Here is an 18,193-nt window from a genome sequence, read left to right as displayed (position 1 = left end):
CAATAATTCGTTATATTGCTGATGAAAATAACGTCCAAGAATCATCAAATAAAGATAAAACATAGAGGATTATATGAAAGGGCAAATACTAGATTTTTCTGTTCAAAATAATACAGGCATCATCAGCGGAGATGATCAGAATCGTTATCAATTTTCTGGAAGCGATTGGAAAGGACAAACTGTTCCTGCTCGTGGACAATTTGTTGATTTTGAGACAAGTGGAATGGGTTACGTAACCGATATTTACTTAGTCGCTGTGCCGAATGCTTTAGGCACGCAATACGGTCAAAAGAGTCGAATTGTTGCTGCACTCTTAGCATTCTTCCTTGGTGGATTTGGTATCCATAAATTCTATTTGGGTCGTATTGGATGGGGGATTGTGTATCTACTATTCTGTTGGACCTTTATTCCATCCATTGTTGCTTTTATTGAATTTATTATTTATCTATGCACTTCAGATGAAGATTTTGCACGTAAATATGGCTAAATTTTTGTGTTAAAAGATAAGGCGCATTGTGCGCCTTATTTTATTGTTGCAGATCTCTAGCGGGTTGACCCCATTGGTTGTTCTCGGCTTTGGTGTCTGTAGCCCACCATATAATCAGTGGGATGATCCCAATGATTGTGAGCATTAAAAGTTGCCACCAACCCGAACGTCCCGTGTCATGTAGTCGACGTGCGCCAACAGCTAAGCTAGGAATGAGTAAAACGATATTGGTAATATTTTCTAGCCAAGGTTCACTGCCAATTACGAAATCGCAAACAGAGGCAAGTATAGTGACCAATATACAAAATAGCCAAAAGAACCAGAACTCTTTATGTCGAGCACGTCCTTCAAATTCAGCAAACTTTTTCAGTGGTTTGAATGACCACGCGAAAAAGTCATAGTTTTCCTCTTCTTCACTGTAGTTTGTTCGCGTATTGGTGGAAAAACTTTGTTGGCGTAATGCAATATAGACTTGAATCGCTTGCCCACTTTCATCCAAAGCAAAATCAACCTGTTCTCCACGTGTAGGTGGTCTTTGACCTCGCCATTCATGACCAGCAAATTGATAGTGTTTTCCATCTTCAGCACTAATCACCCCAGTATTAGTTTGAATCGAAAAATCTAGTATTTGTCCTTTCATATTTTTCCTGAGTTAATGTGCTGTTGATAGTGTGGCTAGATGAACAGTAGCCACGATTTTTTATTTATTTTGCAGGTTGTCCCCATTGGTTTACTTCAGGTTTGGTTTCCGTTGCAAGCCAAATTAGAACCAGAATTGGTCCAACGAGCGGAATCATTTGTATTAACCAATACCAACCAGATTTATTAATATCATGCAAACGGCGTACTGCAACAGAAAGGGAAGGAATAACCATTGCTAAGATGAAAATACCTGTGAATATTCCTCTGGTTCTAAGCACTGAATCGACAATCAGAGTAATAATCATTGCGATAAGATAGACCAATACAAAAAACCAATATTCTTTACGGCGTGCACGTCCAGTAAAGTTGGCATAATTTTTTAGACATTTGACAAACCAATCAATCATGTTGAATTTTGATTCAGCTTGGTCTTGGTTTGAAATTTTATCGAGTTGCTGTGAAATTTGTTGAATAGGATTACTGCTGCCAAGAGCATTGAATACTTGAACAGCTTGACCTTCTGGACTGATATCGAAATCTACATGATCGCCGCGTTTAGGTGAGTTTTGGCCACGCCATTCTGCACCTGTAAACTCATAACGGTTTTGATCATCTCCACTGATAATGCCTGAATTGGTTTGTACTGAATAATCTAAAATCTGACCTTTCATTCTGTCCTCTTTTATTATGTGATTTTTATTAATTGATGTATTTTTATACCGTTTTATATTAGCAGAATATGAATTAAATTAAATGCATAGATTTGCTTGGGTGAATGAAATTCTTCATAAAAAAAGCGGAACACTTTGTTCCGCTTATGATATTTCGCTGAAAAATTTATTACCAGCTTAACGCACCACCAGTTTGGTAATCCGTTACGCGAGTTTCAAAGAAGTTCTTCTCTTTACGTAAGTCCATCATTTCTGACATCCACTGGAATGGGTTATTCACACCAGCAAATTGTTCAGGCAAGCCCAATTGGCTTAAACGACGGTTACAGATGAACTTCAAGTATTCTTCCATCATGCCTGCATTCATACCCAATACACCGCGTGGCATAGTGTCACGTGCATATTCGATTTCAAGCATCGTACCTTCAAGAATCATTTGAATGATTTCTTCTTGGAACTCAGCAGTCCATAGGTGAGGGTTCTCGATCTTGATTTGGTTGATCATGTCGATACCAAAGTTCAAGTGCATAGATTCATCACGTAAGATGTATTGGAATTGCTCAGCAACACCATTCATCTTGTTACGACGACCCATAGACAAGATTTGGCTGAAACCACAGTAGAAGAAGATACCTTCAAGTACGCAGTAGAACGCGATCAAGTTGCGAAGCAAGATTTGGTCGTTTTCAGGTGTACCTGTTTTGAACGTAGGATCACTTAGAGATTGTGTATATTTTAGACCCCAAGCTGCTTTACGAGCCACTGAAGGAATTTCACGGTACATGTTGAAGACTTCGCCTTCGTCCATGCCTAAAGATTCGATACAGTATTGGTAAGCGTGCGTGTGAATCGCTTCTTCAAATGATTGACGTAAGATGTACTGACGGCATTCAGGGTTGGTGATGTGACGGTAGATTGCAAGAACCAAGTTGTTTGCAACCAAAGAATCCGCAGTCGAGAAGAAACCTAAAGAACGCATAACAATGGTACGCTCATCTTCGGTTAAGCCATTTTCAGACTTCCAAAGTGCGATGTCATGGTTCATGTTCACTTCTTGCGGCATCCAGTGGTTTGCGCAACCGTCTAGATATTTTTGCCAAGCCCATTCGTATTTGAACGGTACAAGTTGGTTTAAGTCAGCGCGGCAGTTGATCATCGCTTTATCGTCAACTTGAACACGCTGAGCACCCATTTCTAGCTCTTCTAAGCCAGGTGCAACGTCTAGATTTTCTAGAGCGTTAGATGCTCTTGCCAACGGATCGGTTGGATCTGTTGGTCGATTTGTACTGGTTCGAGCGGGTTGTGCAGCTGCCAAATTCGGCGATGAGTGCTGTGCATTAGATACCACTTGCGAATCAGTCGTTTTTTGCGGTTCGACGGGCGCAGGCTGGTGAGCTTGTGCAGCTTGTTTCGGTTCATCATCTTCGAAATCGTCCCAACTTAGGATAGACATAAACAGTTCTCTCTTCGTTGCTTTATATCTTTTATAGACATCCAGCGTCGCTGAGATGTCCTACTATACGCTCAATTTGTGTAAGCAAAATTAAGTTTTGTCGATCACTGCTCTAAAAGTGTTCGGTAGAGCAAATATCCCCACTACTTATTTTGATTACGCGATTTATATGCCTTGAACCAGAAATAGGCGATCGGGACATAAAAAGTCAAAATAAAGGAAACCACCAAAGCAATAAGCCCTAACTGATAGTTATGCGTCATATGTGGCATGGAGTTTTCCTTTAAGATCTGTGATTTTGGCAAAAATCTATGGGTTGAACAAAAGCCTCTAATGCAGAGGCTAATGTTCTAGCATATTTTTATCCTTTGATTGCTACTACAATTAGTAGTAGTAAAATCATGAATATTATTAGCTCACCCATAGAAACTTTTTGCATTATTGACAAGCCTCACAATCAGGGTTGTCAATTGAACATGCCATTGGCACTGGAGCTGCTTGACCAAAACCTTCTTCTTCAGCAGCAACTTCAGCTTTAGGTTCTTCTTTCGCAACAGCAGTTACAGGTGCTGCAACAGTAGCAGGCTTAACTGCGTTCAATGCGCCAGTGTTAATGGTTGATTTCTCAGCAGAAGTCGCACCCAATGCACGTAGGTAGTAAGTCGTTTTTAGACCACGTAACCATGCCATTTTGTACGTCATATCAAGTTTCTTACCGTTTGCACCAGAGATGTAAAGGTTAAGAGACTGAGCTTGGTCGATCCATTTTTGACGACGTGATGCAGCATCAACAATCCAACGTGGCTCAACTTCGAACGCAGTCGCGAAGATTGCTTTAAGCTCTTCAGGAATACGTGCAATTTTTTGAACCGAACCTTCGAAGTGTTTCAGGTCGTTCACCATTACAGAATCCCAAAGACCGCGATCTTTTAACGCACGTACTAGGTACGGGTTGATCACTGTGAATTCACCAGAAAGGTTAGATTTCACATACAAGTTTTGGAAAGTTGGTTCGATTGATTGAGACACGCCACAAATGTTCGAAATGGTTGCAGTCGGTGCAATCGCCATCACGTTTGAGTTACGCATACCGTCTTTTTGAACTTTAGTACGTAAAGTATCCCAGTCCAAACGTGTTGTACGGTCAACTTCGAACATACGGTCAGGACGAGCTTTTTGTACGATATCTAAAGAGTCAATTGGCAAGATACCTTGATCCCAAAGTGAACCTTTAAATGTCTCGTAAGTACCACGTTCAAGTGCCAAGTCGCTAGACGTTTGGATTGCGTAGTAAGAAATCACTTCCATAGATTCGTCAGCGAACTCAACCGCAGCATCAGAACCATAAGCCAATTTCATTTCGTATAAAGCATCTTGGAAGCCCATGATACCCATACCCACTGGACGGTGTTTCAAATTCGAGTTGCGTGCTTGAGGAACAGCGTAGTAGTTGATGTCAATCACGTTGTCGAGCATACGAACAGCAGTTTTAACTGTACGAGCAAGCTTTTCACGATCTAACACACCGCCTTGAACGTGTTGTACAAGGTTAATTGAACCTAAGTTACATACTGCGATTTCATCTTCGTTAGTGTTCAGCGTAATTTCTGTACACAAGTTAGAAGAGTGAACTACACCAACGTGTTGTTGTGGTGAACGTAAGTTACATACGTCTTTGAATGTGATCCAAGGGTGACCAGTTTCAAACAACATAGACAACATTTTGCGCCATAAGTCTTTCGCACGGACTTTCTTATGTAGCATGTTGGTTTCTTTCGCAATGCCTTCATAGTAAGCATAGCGTTCAGCAAATTCTGCACCTGTTAGGTCATGCAAATCAGGTGTTTCAGATGGTGTGAACAGAGTCCATTCAGCATCTTCGAATACACGTTGCATAAACAAGTCAGGAACCCAGTTCGCTGTGTTCATGTCGTGTGTACGACGACGGTCATCACCTGTGTTCTTACGAAGTTCTAGGAATTCTTCGATGTCCAAGTGCCAAGTTTCAAGGTATGCACATACTGCACCTTTACGTTTACCACCTTGGTTGACTGCAACAGCAGTATCGTTGGCAACTTTAAGGAACGGTACAACACCTTGTGACTTACCATTTGTACCTTTGATGTACGAGTTAAGCGCACGAACTGGTGTCCAGTCATTACCTAAACCACCCGCCCATTTAGACAACATTGCGTTATCACGCATTGCGCCATAAATGTTGTAAAGGTCATCTGAAATCGTTGTTAAGTAGCAGCTAGATAACTGTGGACGTAAAGTACCAGAGTTAAATAGAGTAGGCGTAGACGCCATGTAATCGAAGCTAGACAATAAGTTATAGAATTCGATTGCACGTTCTTCACGGTTTGCTTCGTTCAATGAAAGACCCATTGAAACACGCATGAAGAATAATTGTGGTAATTCGAAACGTACACCATCTGAGTGGATGAAGTAACGGTCAAATAAGGTTTGTAGACCTAGATAAGTAAATTGGTTTGAGCGTTCTGGTTGAATCGCAGCAGCCAATTTTGCAAGGTCAAAGTTAAGTAGTTCTGGAGAAAGAAGATCAAGCTCGATACCTTTCTTCAAGAAAGTTTCTAAAGCGTCGCCTTCATTCGTGTCAGTATCTAAACCTAAGAACTCTAACCCTGTAGCAACAAGGTCGTTACGCAATAAACGCGCAGTCACATATGTATAGTTTGGTTCTTGTTCGATACGTGTACGAGTAGCCATCATCATGGTCGTTGAGATGTCTGACTCTTTTACGCCGTTATAAAGGTTTTTTACAGTCTCATCGATAATCGCTCGAACATCGATGCCTTCTAAACCTTCAGCTGCTTTAACAATATTTGCCTCAAGTGCGCCAAGATCAAGCGGTTTAAGCTGACCGTTTGAACCTGTCACTTGTAAAGTAGGGTGGTGGTGAGCACCAGTTTGTTTACGAGCTTCGGCACGTTGTTCGCGGTAAATCACGTAAGAGCGAGCAACTTTTTGCTCACCTGTACGCATAAGCGCAAGTTCAACCTGATCCTGAATTTCTTCAATATGAATGGTACCGCCAGAAGGTAAACGACGGTTAAAGGTATTCAATACCATCTCAGTTAATTGAGAGATACGGTCATGAATACGGCTGGAGTCAGCGCTTTGCTGGCCTTCAACGGCCAAGAACGCTTTACCAATCGCCACAGAGATTTTTTCTGCATCAAAAGGTGCAACGTCACCGGTGCGTTTAATCACCTGAATTTGACCAGGGGTTGAATTCGTTACGCTCATGCTAGCATAGCTCCATTTGTCATCTATTTTTATGTTAGGACCGTTTGAACTGGGCAATTTTTATGCCACAGTGTTTGAGGTTTAAACACAAGACCTAGTGGTTTAAAAATTTATTGAACACAAGATACGGGAAAATTCAGGGTATATCAATATTGACATTTTACTAAATGCTTTGAACTTTTCTGGCAGAAATCCATCTCAAAAAATCCCTATTTTTTATCTTTGTTATATATGCCTTATCCGACAAGGGCATAGCATAGCAAAGTCGAAAAAGAGTGCTTATAGATAACATTGTGGATAACTTCAGAAAGCCTAAAAAGTTGTGAATTAATCAGTCAGTTTTTATTCGATGAAAATGTATCCAAATTTATAATTGTTGGTATTGTGAGCAATAGGTCATGGAAATGATTGGTAAATACGGCTGCAAAAATGTAGCAGGTTAAAATTTATTACAAAATACGATATTGATGTATCAGTTTGGTGAATGCCATCTTGTTTACAATGTAAACGTGTGTATATTGCAAACTATGTTTAAGCGTATCTATCGGATTTCAAATAGGATACGCCCAATCAAATAAGGGGCAATCAATGAGCCAAGAAGAAAAGTTACCTAAAATTTTAATTGTTGAAGACGATGAGCGTCTTGCTCGTTTAACTCAAGAATACTTAATCCGTAACGGACTTGAAGTTGGGGTAGAACCAGACGGTAATCGTGCGATTCGCCGTATTATCGCTGAACAACCAGATATGGTATTACTTGACGTGATGCTTCCGGGTGCAGATGGTTTAACCATTTGTCGTGAAGTTCGTCCACACTACCATCAACCAATTTTAATGTTGACTGCACGTACCGAAGACATGGACCAAGTGTTGGGTCTAGAAATGGGTGCAGATGATTATGTTGCAAAACCTGTTCAACCTCGAGTTTTACTTGCGCGTATTCGTGCATTATTACGTCGTACAGACAAAGCACCAGAAGATGAGGTTGCACAGCGCATCGAATTTGATGATCTTGTAATTGATAATGGTGGTCGTTCTGTCACACTTAATAATGAGTTGGTTGACTTTACCAGTGCAGAATATGACCTTTTATGGTTGTTGGCATCTAATGCGGGTCGCATTCTTTCTCGTGAAGATATTTTTGAGCGTCTGCGTGGTATTGAATACGATGGTCAAGACCGTTCAATTGACGTGCGTATCTCGCGTATTCGTCCAAAAATTGGCGATGATCCAGAAAACCCGAAACGTATTAAGACCGTACGTAGTAAAGGTTATTTATTCGTAAAAGAAACCAACGGCATTTAATGTAAAATACCGTCCCTTAGTTTGGCAAAGTAGGACACTTTTACGTGTTTAAACACAGTATATTTTTGCGCGTTTATGCGGGGCTACTGATTTTAGTCTTTTTAGTCGCTACATTTGGCTATTTGCTGGTGCAAATCATAAACTACCAGCGCGCGCAAGAATATCGTGAATCGCTTACTGACGGTTTGGCTTTCATTATAAGTGAAGGTATTGCACGTCAGCCAAATGAACAACAAAAGTCAGATTGGGTGTCAGATGCATCCGATCTACTTGAGTTGCCTATTTATTATGTAAAAGCTAATCAGGTTGATTTAACCCGAGCGGAAACAAAACGTATAGAAGAGCGTAAAGCTGTAGTGCGTTGGGACGCACAAACCACAGCAGCTTATATTATTATTGGCTTAAAAGATGACCCTGCACATCTACTGTATATAAAAGCTGATAATATTTCAGAACGCCAAATGAAAGCATTGCCTGTATTTATACTGGATTATTTGGTGTATTACCCAGGTCAAGAAAAACAATATCTTGAAAAAATCCAACATCATTTTTCTTATCCAATTTCAATTCAAAATATTCAAAGTTTACCTTTAGACTCTGAGCAAATCGGCCGACTACGTTTAGATCACAGCATTATTTTGTATCGTGATAGTGCGACGGAGCGCGGCACAACTATTTCGATCGTATCGCCAATTCCAAGTTCAACATCAGAAGTCTTGGTCATGGGGCCGGTACCGCTATTTAATTGGATGCCTTTCCAATTGGCGGCCGGTATTACGCTACTAAGCTTATTTGTCTTGAGTTTGGGTGTTTATGGTCTATTGGTACCGATGCAACGTAAGTTACGTGCTGTAAATTATGCTTTAAATAAAATGAAGGGCGGGGACTTATCTGTACGTCTGCCTGTCGAAAGCACGGATGAGTTTGGTACTTTAGCATCGAGCTATAATTCCATGTCAGATCATATTGAGCGTTTAATTGAAGCACAGCGTGAGTTGATGCGCGCGGTATCGCATGAACTGCGGACACCCGTGGCACGTATTCGCTTTGGTGTAGAAATGATGGCGGATGAAGATGATTATGATTACCGGCAGCAACAAGTTGAACAAATCGACAAAGATATCGAAGCGCTCAACACCTTGATTGATGAAATCATGACCTATGCTAAGCTCGAACAGGGTATGCCATCTTTGGAGTTTGAAGATGTCAGCTTGTTTGAAGTTTTAGATCAGGTCCTGATTGAAACTGAAGCCTTAAAGACTGGGAAAACCTTGGAATTGCAAGCACCACCAATTGGAGTGGTTGTGGAAACCGAGCGTCGCTATTTACACCGTGTTGTACAAAACTTGGTGGGGAATGCAGTGCGATATTGTGATGATAAAGTGCTGATTAGTGGTGGTGTGAATGATGAAGGTATGGCTTATATCTGTGTTGAAGATGATGGCCCCGGCATTCCAGAAGAAGATCGTAAACGTATCTTTGATGCTTTTGCACGTTTAGATGATAGTCGCACTCGTGCCTCAGGGGGCTATGGTTTAGGCTTATCGATTGTTAGTCGCATTGCATATTGGTTTGGCGGGACTATTGATATTGATGAAAGTCCAATATTAGGCGGGGCGCGTTTCACCATGACATGGCCTGCAACTCGTTTTAAGAAAAATAAACCGAAGTTAGATGTTAAAGAACCGAGTACCAATGAAAATTAAGTAAGCTTAGATATGTAGCTAAGCTGATTTTAGTGAATGATAAGTATAAAAAGCCATTCAATTTGAATGGCTTTTTGATATCAGTTTTCTACTTATTCCGTAATTGTTGCATCGGGTTCAATAATAGGTTTGCCATTTTTTAATGCGGCAAGAGCATCTGCATTAAAATCGATGAGTAAGGAGTTGTTTTTAGCATCGATAGAATAATTGCTAATAAGTTTTTGATCACCGTTTAAAGTTTCAAGTTTATATTCATCTGCAATATTCATAATCCCGTTAAGGTTGGTTGTTGCAGAAGCTAAATCTTGTCGTAACAACTCATAAATATCACGTAAATCAAAAATGGCATTTTGAGCATCAGGATGCTTATCTAAGTAGCTTTTAATATGGTGAATCACCAATTGTGCAGATAGAAAATAATCAGGTTTATGCGTAAATTCTAAAGTCATTATTGTCTCTCCGTTGTGATTGCTTTTTCTGTTTTAACTACAAATATCACACTCTTTGTGGGTCGTGTCAAAGAATTGCAAAAAAGTCACAAGAAGCTAAAAAAAGACTTTTTTCTTTGTGCTAATTCAACTTGTTTTTCATTTTAGGGGAAAGATCAAAGCTAATAGATGGGATAAAAAAGGCAACCAATTTGAAACAAGATGGAATTTCTTTAATAAATTATACGGCCATGAAAATTTAATACATGAGCTAAAAGTTGAAGGATTTGTTCATGAAACTGAACAGTCATAATTTTCTGTTAAAATCACATAAATGTAATAATTAATAAAAAAATAAGATCTAATCTAATTAAACGATTAATCCTAAATTTAAGGGAGTAAACCCAATTTAAATGCTGAAATGATTAAAAAATCATCCTAAAGACGAATATCGATAAGCTAGCAAGAAGCCTCCTCAATCAGGTACAATTGGCGGGATTAATTTTGTGTTTGGTGTATTTGAAGGCCAATACATACATTCTTTGTTAATAAATAGGCCTGCCAGGAGTTATCCCCGCATGAGTGCCATTACTCCATACGATTGGGCAATTATTGCCTTCGTGATCGGCGTTACATTCCTTTGCGTCTTTATGCTGACCGTCCCTTTACTCCTTGGGGGTAAATCATGGGGTCGTGCTAAGCAAGAGCAGTTTGAGTCAGGTGTAGTAGGTGCTGGTGGTGCACGTATTCGCTTGTCTGCGAAATTCTATTTAGTTGCGATCTTCTTCGTGGTGTTCGATATCGAAGCACTTTACCTTTATGCATGGGCATCTTCTGTTCGTGAAACTGGGTGGGTTGGTTTTGCAGCTGCAGCAGTCTTTATTTTAGTTTTACTTGCTGGTTTGGTTTATGAATTGTCTTCTGGTGGTTTGAATTGGTCACCTTCTGACAAGCGTAAAGCGGCGGGAATTAAACCTAAAATTGGTTCGCCAAATATGGATATCGCAGAAATCACACGCTTTAACTCTATTGAAGAGTTGGTTATGGACCCTACAGGTCAAATTCCAGCGCAATCATCTGGTCGTGTGAAATCTAAGTCACCGACTGCATCATCTGACAAGGAGTAAGACGGGATGAAATATACATTAACCCGTGCGAATCCGGATGCTGATCAATATCCACTTCAAGAGCGTCAAATCGTCACCGATCCGCTTGAAGAAGAAGTGAATAAAAATGTGTTCATGACTCGTTTAGAGGATGTTGCACATACAGCAGTAAACTGGGGTCGTAAAAACTCAGTTTGGCCGTTCAACTTTGGTACATCTTGCTGCTACGTAGAGTATGCAACGACTTTAACAGGCGTGCATGACTTGTCACGTTTCGGTGCCGAGGTTATTCGTGCTTCACCACGTCAGGCTGACTTGATGATTGTTGCAGGTACATGCTTCATGAAAATGGCGCCTGTAATTCAACGTTTGTACGAGCAAATGCTTGAGCCTAAATGGGTAATCTCAATGGGCGCATGTGCAAACTCTGGTGGTATGTACGACATTTATTCAGTTGTGCAAGGTGTGGATAAAATCATCCCTGTCGATGTGTATATCCCGGGTTGCCCACCACGTCCTGAAGCTTTAATTCAGGCATTGATGTTATTGCAAGACCAGATTCAACTTGAGCGCCGTCCTTTATCGGCCGTGATTGGTGATGATCTTAAGCCAGTGTATAAGCCAAAGATGATGCCAGAACGTGACCGTAAGAACGCACAGCGTATTGCAGTGAAAAACTTACGCTCAATGGATGAAATTAAATAATCACTACGACGAAATATTGATACACCCGGACTGGGTGTAATTGTCGTTTTGATTGACTGAATTTGTATTAAATAGGAAGCCAAGCCAATGGCTGAAACTGACATTGCTATGCCAGAATCAACTCCAGTTGATTCCCGCCCTGCATTTGCAATTGTAGAAGAGCTCAAAACCAAATTTGGTGAGAACTTCTACGTGCAAACGACTTTTGAAGACTTTCCAACAGTCTGGGTTGAGCGCGCACGTGTACAAGAAGTTTTAATGTTCTTGCGTACGGTGTCACGTCCATACGTGATGCTGTTTGACTTGTCTGCGGTTGATGAGCGTTTACGTACACACCGCGATGGTCTGCCTGCATCTGACTTCACTGTGTTCTATCACTTGTTATCGTTAGAGCGTAACAGTGATATTCGTATCAAGGTTGCATTAGCTGAGAATGATGTAAACATTCCAACGGCAACCAATATTTGGCCGAATGCCAACTGGTACGAACGTGAAGCTTACGACATGTTTGGTATCAACTTCGAAGGGCATCCAATGCTCCGTCGTATCTTGTTGCCAACATATTGGGAAGGTCACCCGTTACGTAAAGAATATTCTGCACGTGCGACCGAATACACGCCTTATCGCCAAAACCAAGCGAAACAGGATTACGAACAAGAACATCTTCGTTTCGTACCTGAAGATTGGGGTATGAAGCGTGGGAACGATGATGAAGACTTCATGTTCCTAAACTTGGGTCCTAACCATCCATCTGCGCACGGTGCCTTCCGTGTGATCTTGCAGTTGGACGGTGAAGAAGTGAAAGACTGTGTTCCTGACATCGGCTATCACCACCGTGGTGTGGAAAAAATGGCTGAGCGTCAAACATGGCACTCATTCATTCCGTATACAGACCGTGTTGACTACTTAGGTGGTTGTGCGCAAAACATGCCTTACGTTCTTGGCGTAGAGCAAATGGCAGGGATTACCGTTCCTGATCGTGCACAATGTATCCGTGTCATGATGTCTGAATTGTTCCGTATCAATAACCACTTATTGTTCATTGGTACTGCGATTCAGGATGCCGGCGGTATGACCCCAGTATTCTATATGTTCGCTGACCGTCAAAAAATCTATGACGCGATCGAAGCGATCACGGGTTACCGTATGCACCCAGCATGGTTCCGTATCGGTGGTACAGCGCACGACTTGCCAAACAACTGGCAGCACCTCATTCGCGAAATCCTAGATTGGATGCCGAAGCGTATGAACGAGTATTACACTGCAGCACTTAAAAACTCAGTGTTTATCGGTCGTACCCGTAATGTTGCTCAGTATGATGCTAAATCTGCATTGGCTTGGGGTGTAACGGGTACTGGTCTACGTGCTACAGGTATTGATTTCGATGTTCGTAAATACCGTCCTTATAGCGGCTACGAAAACTACGACTTCGATGTGCCTTTAGAGTACGAAGGCGATGCTTATGCACGTGTTCTTGTTCACTTCCGTGAAATTGAAGAATCGCTGAAAATCATCAAGCAATGTTTAGACAACATGCCTTCTGGTGCATACAAAGCAGACCATCCACTGGCTGTTCCACCACCAAAAGATAAAACTTTACAAGACATCGAAACATTGATTACGCACTTCTTGAGCGTGTCATGGGGTCCTGTAATGCCAGCAGGCGAAAGCTCTGTAATGGCGGAAGTGGTAAAAGGTGCGTCGAACTACTACTTGACTTCAGACAAGTCAACGATGAGTTACCGTACACGTATCCGTACACCAACCTTCACGCACTTACAGCAAATGCCTTCTGTGATTAACGGCAGCTTAATGTCTGACTTAATCATTTATTTAGCGACAATTGACGTCGTAATGGCTGACGTGGATCGCTAAGGGGTAATCGCATTATGATGATTTTGACTGACAAAAAACCACGTGTGAATGTTGAAGGGATTTTAACTGCGGAAGAAATCCACGATATCGAACATCACATTGGTCACTATCCGTACCCACGCGCAGCATGTCTTGATGCTTTGAAGTGTGTACAACGCCGTAATGGCTGGGTAGATGATGCACAGATGAATGCTATTGCGCAATTGCTTAGCATGAGCCTTGCAGACCTAGAAGGTGTTGCAACTTTCTATAACCGTATTTACCGTCAACCAGTTGGTCGCCACGTAATTTTATTATGTGACTCGATTGCTTGTTTCTTGATGGGTGCGGAAACACTTGCTGAAGCATTCCAGCGTGAATTAGGCATTTCATTTGGTCAAACGACTGCAGATGGTCGCTTTACTTTATTGCCAATTTGCTGCCTAGGTAACTGTGACAAAGGTCCGACGTTAATGATTGACGAAGACACTCACGGTCTAGTTGAAGTGACTTCAATTAAACAGTTATTGGAGAAGTATGTATGAATACTGAACCAAAACCAATTTATGGCGACGGTAACCCAGAAACTCACCCATTAACTTGGCGTTTGAGCAAACAGGAACACGTTCGCAGTGCAGATGATTACGAAGCACTTGAAGGGTATGCAGGCTTTAAGAAAGCTGTTGGCATGCAACCGAAAGAAGTGCTTGAAGTGATCAAAGCTGCGACTGTAAAAGGTCGTGGTGGTGCGGGCTTCCCTGCAGGGATCAAATGGTCGCTTATGGCGCCAAATGATAACTCAGGCCCTCGTTACCTTATCTGTAATGCCGATGAAATGGAACCAGGTACCTTTAAAGACCGTCTGTTGATGGAAAAACTTCCTCATCAGTTGATCGAAGGTATGTTGATTGCTGCTTATACATTAGAAGCAACACAGGGTTATATCTTCATCCGTGGTGAATACATCGAAGCGGCTCAATACTTAAATGAAGCATTGGACCAAATTCGTGCCAAAGGTTACTTGGGTGAAAACATCTTAGGTACAGGTTGGAACTTCGAGTTACACGTGCATACTGGTGCGGGTCGTTATATCTGTGGTGAAGAAACTGCATTGATTAACTCGCTTGAAGGTCGCCGTGCGAACCCTCGTACTAAACCGCCATTCCCACAAGTTGCAGGTGCTTGGGGTCGTCCTACGATTGTTAACAACGTAGAGACTTACAACAACTTACCCGCAATTATGCTTCGTGGTCCTGAATGGTATATCGGTTTATCTGAAGGTAAGTCGAAAGATCCAGGTACTAAAATTTATGGCGCTTCAGGCAAAGTAAAATTCCCAGGTCTTTGGGAGCTTCCATTTGGTACAACTGCGCGTGAAGTGATTGAAGATCATGCTGGTGGTATGCGTGATGGTTTAAAACTCAAAGCATGGTTACCGGGTGGTGCTTCTACAGACTTCCTTGCTGCTGAACATATTGACCTTCCTATGGATGCTGAAAGCATCATGAAAGCAGGTTCACGTTTAGGTACGTGTTTGCTCATGGTAGTCGATGAAACTCAGTGTATGGTTTCAGCAACCCGTAACTTAGAAGAATTCTTTGCGCGTGAATCTTGCGGTTGGTGTACACCATGCCGTGATGGCTTACCTTGGGCGGTTAAAGCGCTTAAAGCCTTGGAAGATGGCACAGGTAAGAAAGAAGATATCGATCACTTACAAGAACTGACTCGTAAGCTTTGGATTGGTAAAACTTTCTGTGCGCATGCTCCAGGTGCGATGGAACCGTTAATGGGCGCACTCAAACATTTCCGTGGCGAGTTTGAAGCTAAAGTCGTAAATGCGGCAGCTCAAACTAGCAACGTAGAACAAGCTTAAGGAATTCGACTATGGCTACAATTCATGTCGATGGAAAATCGTATGAAGTCAACGGCTCAGAGAACTTGCTACAAGCATGTCTTAGCCTTGGCATCGACATCCCATACTTTTGTTGGCATCCATCCTTAGGTTCTGTCGGTTCTTGCCGTCAATGTGCTGTGACTCAATACGCGAATCCTGAAGATACTCGCGGTCGTTTAGTTATGTCATGTATGACGCCTGCATCTGACAATACCTACATCTCGATTGAAGATGACGAAGCAAAAAATTTCCGTGCTTCTGTTGTTGAATTCTTGATGACCAACCACCCACACGACTGTCCAGTGTGTGAAGAGGGTGGTCACTGTCATTTACAAGATATGACTGTAATGACTCAGCATGACCGTCGTCGTTACCGCTTCACAAAACGTACGCATTACAACCAAGAGCTAGGCTCTTTCATTTCTCATGAAATGAACCGTTGTATTGCGTGCTACCGTTGTGTGCGTTACTACAAAGATTATGCAGGTGGTACGGACTTTGGTGTGTATGCAAACGCTTCGCGTGTTTACTTTGGTCGTCCAGAATCAGGTACTTTAGAATCTGAATTCTCTGGTAACTTGACTGAAGTGTGCCCAACAGGTGTATTCACAGATAAAACACACTCTGAACGCTATAACCGTAAATGGGACATGCAGTATGCGCCAAGCGTATGCCAAGGCTGTTCTTCAGGTTGTAACATCTCTCCGGGTGAACGTTATGGCGAACTACGTCGTGTAGAAAACCGCTTTAACGGTGACGTGAACCAATACTTCCTTTGCGATAAAGGTCGTTTCGGTACAGGTTATGTGAACCGTGAAGATCGTCCACGTCAACCACAATTCCGCTCTGGTGCAAATGTGACTACAGTTTCTGTAGACCAAGCATTGGATACCGTAATTGAAAATATCCAAGGCAAAAAAGTATTGGGTATCGGTTCACCACGTGCGTCCCTTGAATCAAACTTCGCGCTTCGCGAACTTGTAGGTCAAGACAACTTCTCAACAGGTATGTCTCAAAAAGAGCAAAAACTTGTTGAGCTTGCAGCTTCTATCATGCAAACCGAAGGTGTTTATAACCCTGGTATGCGTGAAATTGAAAGCTACGATGCTGTGTTAATTTTGGGTGAAGATCTGACTCAAACTGCACCACGTATGGCTCTATCTGTTCGCCAAGCTGCGAAAAATAAAGCTAAAGAAATGGCTGCAGAGCGCCGTACGCAAGAGTGGTTGGCTGAGCCTGTACAACGTATTGCTCAAGATGCGAAATCTCCGATTTACATCCTTGCTGCAACTCAAACACGTTTAGCTGATGTTGCAACAGGTGAAGTTGTTGCATCACCTAACGACATTGCACGTTTAGGTTTTGCGGTCGCTGCTGCTGTCAAAGGTGAAGTGATCTTAGGTTTGGATGACGATGCAAAAGCATTTGCACAAACGATTGCTGACACTTTAAAAGCTGCGAAAAAAACATTAATCATCTCTGGTACAAGCTTGCAAGACGCATCAATCATGGAAGCTGCTGCACAAGTTGCACAGAACCTTGGTAATGCGGGCTTAACATTGACTGTTCCTGAAGTGAACTCAATGGGCTTAGCGATCTTTGGTGGTCAAAGCCTAGAACAAGCATTTGCACAAGATTACGATACTGTGATCGTGGTGGAAAATGACCTTTATCGTCGCTTACCAGCCGCTCAGGTGAATGCTGCACTTTCTGGTAAAGAAGTGATCGTACTTGATCATTCTGAAACTGAAACTGTGAAGAAAGCCAACATCGTACTTTCTGCTGCTTCATTTGCTGAAGGTGATGGTACTGTTGTCTCTCAGGAAGGCCGTGCACAACGTTTCTACCAAGTGTATGACCCAAGCTACTACAAACCAGAACTTGCGATCAAAGAATCTTGGCGCTGGTTACATGCCATTGAAACTGGCGTGAAAGGCAAAGCGATTTCTTGGACAGTTCTTGATGACGTGATTGAGTCAGTAGCGAAAAACGTTCCTGCACTTGAAGCAATTCAAGATGTAGCACCAGATGCTGGCTTCCGTGTACATGGTCTGAAAGTGGCACGTGAACCACGTCGTTACTCAGGTCGTACTGCGATGCGCGCACCACTTTCTATTCATGAACCAAAACAACCAGTCGATAAAGACTCTGCGTTGACGTTCTCTATGGAAGGTTATGTAGGTAACCAAACTCCAGCTTCACTTGTACCATTTGCTTGGTCTGCAGGTTGGAACTCACCACAAGCTTGGAACAAATTCCAAGACAACGTGGGTGGTCACTTAAAAGGTGGTGATGCAGGCGTTCGTTTATTTGATCGTTTAGCGAAACGTCCAGCACGTACATTCGTTGCACCTGCACCTGTTGCGGTTAATGGTGAAAGCTTCCGTCTTGTACCGATGCATCACATCTTCGCTTCTGGTGAATTTACAGTGAAAACACCTGCGATGGAATCACGTATTCCTGAAGCAATGTTTGCTGTGGGTGAACAAGATGCAGCACGCTTAAATGTTCAAGATGGTCAACGTATCGCTGTGAAAGCAGGGGATGTTGAAATCGTCCTTCCAGTTCAAGTGATTGAATACTTACCTACAGGTTATATCGGTTACCCAGTGGGTCTAGCACCTACAGTATCGCTTGCAGAACCTGTTTCAGTCGCGGTAGGAGTGTAATTC

General features: G+C 42.1%; 14 protein-coding genes. 9 read left to right on the top strand and 5 right to left on the bottom strand.

Annotated elements, in window-relative coordinates; translation table 11 throughout:
* Positions 1–73 precede the first annotated feature (73 nt).
* The gene (locus FTU22_RS16330; protein ID WP_257225847.1) at positions 74–487 is read left to right on the top strand and encodes a TM2 domain-containing protein; all 414 of its coding nucleotides are present in this window, start codon (positions 74–76) and stop codon (positions 485–487) included.
* A 40-nt stretch (positions 488–527) separates the two neighbouring features.
* Here FTU22_RS16330 and FTU22_RS10530 read toward each other — a convergent pair whose 3' ends face one another.
* From FTU22_RS10530 to FTU22_RS10515, 4 genes are all read right to left on the bottom strand, one after another.
* A complete protein-coding gene (locus FTU22_RS10530) occupies positions 528–1,127 on the bottom strand; it encodes a DUF805 domain-containing protein (RefSeq protein WP_180094355.1) in 600 nt (199 codons plus the stop codon).
* Between the two features lie 64 nt (positions 1,128–1,191).
* Positions 1,192–1,800 carry a DUF805 domain-containing protein gene (locus tag FTU22_RS10525; RefSeq protein ID WP_078192309.1) on the bottom strand — a complete coding sequence of 203 codons (609 nt, stop codon included), beginning with the start codon at positions 1,798–1,800 and terminating at the stop codon, positions 1,192–1,194.
* Between the two features lie 169 nt (positions 1,801–1,969).
* Positions 1,970–3,253, bottom strand: coding sequence for a ribonucleotide-diphosphate reductase subunit beta (locus FTU22_RS10520; protein WP_078191110.1), 1,284 nt, complete (start codon positions 3,251–3,253; stop codon positions 1,970–1,972).
* Positions 3,254–3,691: 438 nt separating this feature from the next.
* Positions 3,692–6,523 carry a ribonucleoside-diphosphate reductase subunit alpha gene (locus tag FTU22_RS10515; protein WP_168378562.1) on the bottom strand — a complete coding sequence of 944 codons (2,832 nt, stop codon included), beginning with the start codon at positions 6,521–6,523 and terminating at the stop codon, positions 3,692–3,694.
* A 588-nt stretch (positions 6,524–7,111) separates the two neighbouring features.
* Here FTU22_RS10515 and bfmR point away from each other — a divergent pair.
* Both bfmR and bfmS read left to right on the top strand, forming a co-directional pair.
* Complete coding sequence (gene bfmR / locus FTU22_RS10510) at positions 7,112–7,828, top strand: response regulator transcription factor BfmR (protein ID WP_067764711.1); 717 nt, start codon at positions 7,112–7,114, stop codon at positions 7,826–7,828.
* A 44-nt stretch (positions 7,829–7,872) separates the two neighbouring features.
* Positions 7,873–9,534: a sensor histidine kinase BfmS gene (gene bfmS / locus FTU22_RS10505; protein ID WP_180094354.1), complete on the top strand. Its 1,662-nt coding sequence runs from the start codon at positions 7,873–7,875 to the stop codon at positions 9,532–9,534.
* A 92-nt stretch (positions 9,535–9,626) separates the two neighbouring features.
* Here the strand turns inward: bfmS and FTU22_RS10500 are convergent, their stop codons facing one another.
* The gene (locus FTU22_RS10500; protein WP_078192296.1) at positions 9,627–9,983 is read right to left on the bottom strand and encodes a hypothetical protein; all 357 of its coding nucleotides are present in this window, start codon (positions 9,981–9,983) and stop codon (positions 9,627–9,629) included.
* Positions 9,984–10,540: 557 nt separating this feature from the next.
* Between FTU22_RS10500 and ndhC the strand changes: the two genes are divergently transcribed.
* The 6 genes from ndhC (at position 10,541) to nuoG (ending at position 18,190) form a co-directional block, all read left to right on the top strand.
* Positions 10,541–11,089, top strand: a complete 549-nt coding sequence (gene ndhC / locus FTU22_RS10495) for an NADH-quinone oxidoreductase subunit A (RefSeq protein ID WP_078192295.1) — start codon at positions 10,541–10,543, stop codon at positions 11,087–11,089.
* 6 nt (positions 11,090–11,095) lie between these two features.
* Positions 11,096–11,773 carry an NADH-quinone oxidoreductase subunit B family protein gene (locus FTU22_RS10490; protein WP_078191105.1) on the top strand — a complete coding sequence of 226 codons (678 nt, stop codon included), beginning with the start codon at positions 11,096–11,098 and terminating at the stop codon, positions 11,771–11,773.
* An 87-nt stretch (positions 11,774–11,860) separates the two neighbouring features.
* Positions 11,861–13,648: an NADH-quinone oxidoreductase subunit C/D gene (gene nuoC / locus FTU22_RS10485; RefSeq protein ID WP_078191104.1), complete on the top strand. Its 1,788-nt coding sequence runs from the start codon at positions 11,861–11,863 to the stop codon at positions 13,646–13,648.
* 14 nt (positions 13,649–13,662) lie between these two features.
* Positions 13,663–14,172, top strand: coding sequence for an NADH-quinone oxidoreductase subunit NuoE (gene nuoE, locus FTU22_RS10480; protein ID WP_078191103.1), 510 nt, complete (start codon positions 13,663–13,665; stop codon positions 14,170–14,172).
* Complete coding sequence (gene nuoF, locus FTU22_RS10475; RefSeq protein ID WP_111884890.1) at positions 14,169–15,500, top strand: NADH-quinone oxidoreductase subunit NuoF; 1,332 nt, start codon at positions 14,169–14,171, stop codon at positions 15,498–15,500. Before nuoE ends, nuoF begins: the two co-directional genes overlap by 4 nt.
* Before the next feature lie 11 nt (positions 15,501–15,511).
* Positions 15,512–18,190, top strand: coding sequence for an NADH-quinone oxidoreductase subunit NuoG (gene nuoG / locus FTU22_RS10470; protein ID WP_180094352.1), 2,679 nt, complete (start codon positions 15,512–15,514; stop codon positions 18,188–18,190).
* Positions 18,191–18,193: the final 3 nt, after the last annotated feature.

Origin of the sequence: Acinetobacter sp. YH12076 (assembly GCF_013419525.1) — a bacterium.
GTDB lineage: Bacteria > Pseudomonadota > Gammaproteobacteria > Pseudomonadales > Moraxellaceae > Acinetobacter > Acinetobacter amyesii.
This window is presented reverse-complemented; position numbering and strand designations above follow the sequence as displayed.

What these genes read in the sequence shown, in the direction of transcription:
- nuoE (WP_078191103.1), top strand. Translation starts at nt 13,663, where the DNA reads ATGATGATTTTGACTGACAAAAAACCACGTGTGAATGTTGAAGGGATT.
- FTU22_RS10500 (WP_078192296.1), bottom strand. Translation starts at nt 9,983, where the DNA reads ATGACTTTAGAATTTACGCATAAACCTGATTATTTTCTATCTGCACAA.
- ndhC (WP_078192295.1), top strand. Translation starts at nt 10,541, where the DNA reads ATGAGTGCCATTACTCCATACGATTGGGCAATTATTGCCTTCGTGATC.
- FTU22_RS10525 (WP_078192309.1), bottom strand. Translation starts at nt 1,800, where the DNA reads ATGAAAGGTCAGATTTTAGATTATTCAGTACAAACCAATTCAGGCATT.
- FTU22_RS10490 (WP_078191105.1), top strand. Translation starts at nt 11,096, where the DNA reads ATGAAATATACATTAACCCGTGCGAATCCGGATGCTGATCAATATCCA.
- nuoF (WP_111884890.1), top strand. Translation starts at nt 14,169, where the DNA reads ATGAATACTGAACCAAAACCAATTTATGGCGACGGTAACCCAGAAACT.
- bfmR (WP_067764711.1), top strand. Translation starts at nt 7,112, where the DNA reads ATGAGCCAAGAAGAAAAGTTACCTAAAATTTTAATTGTTGAAGACGAT.
- FTU22_RS10520 (WP_078191110.1), bottom strand. Translation starts at nt 3,253, where the DNA reads ATGTCTATCCTAAGTTGGGACGATTTCGAAGATGATGAACCGAAACAA.
- FTU22_RS10515 (WP_168378562.1), bottom strand. Translation starts at nt 6,523, where the DNA reads ATGAGCGTAACGAATTCAACCCCTGGTCAAATTCAGGTGATTAAACGC.
- FTU22_RS16330 (WP_257225847.1), top strand. Translation starts at nt 74, where the DNA reads ATGAAAGGGCAAATACTAGATTTTTCTGTTCAAAATAATACAGGCATC.
- FTU22_RS10530 (WP_180094355.1), bottom strand. Translation starts at nt 1,127, where the DNA reads ATGAAAGGACAAATACTAGATTTTTCGATTCAAACTAATACTGGGGTG.
- nuoG (WP_180094352.1), top strand. Translation starts at nt 15,512, where the DNA reads ATGGCTACAATTCATGTCGATGGAAAATCGTATGAAGTCAACGGCTCA.
- nuoC (WP_078191104.1), top strand. Translation starts at nt 11,861, where the DNA reads ATGGCTGAAACTGACATTGCTATGCCAGAATCAACTCCAGTTGATTCC.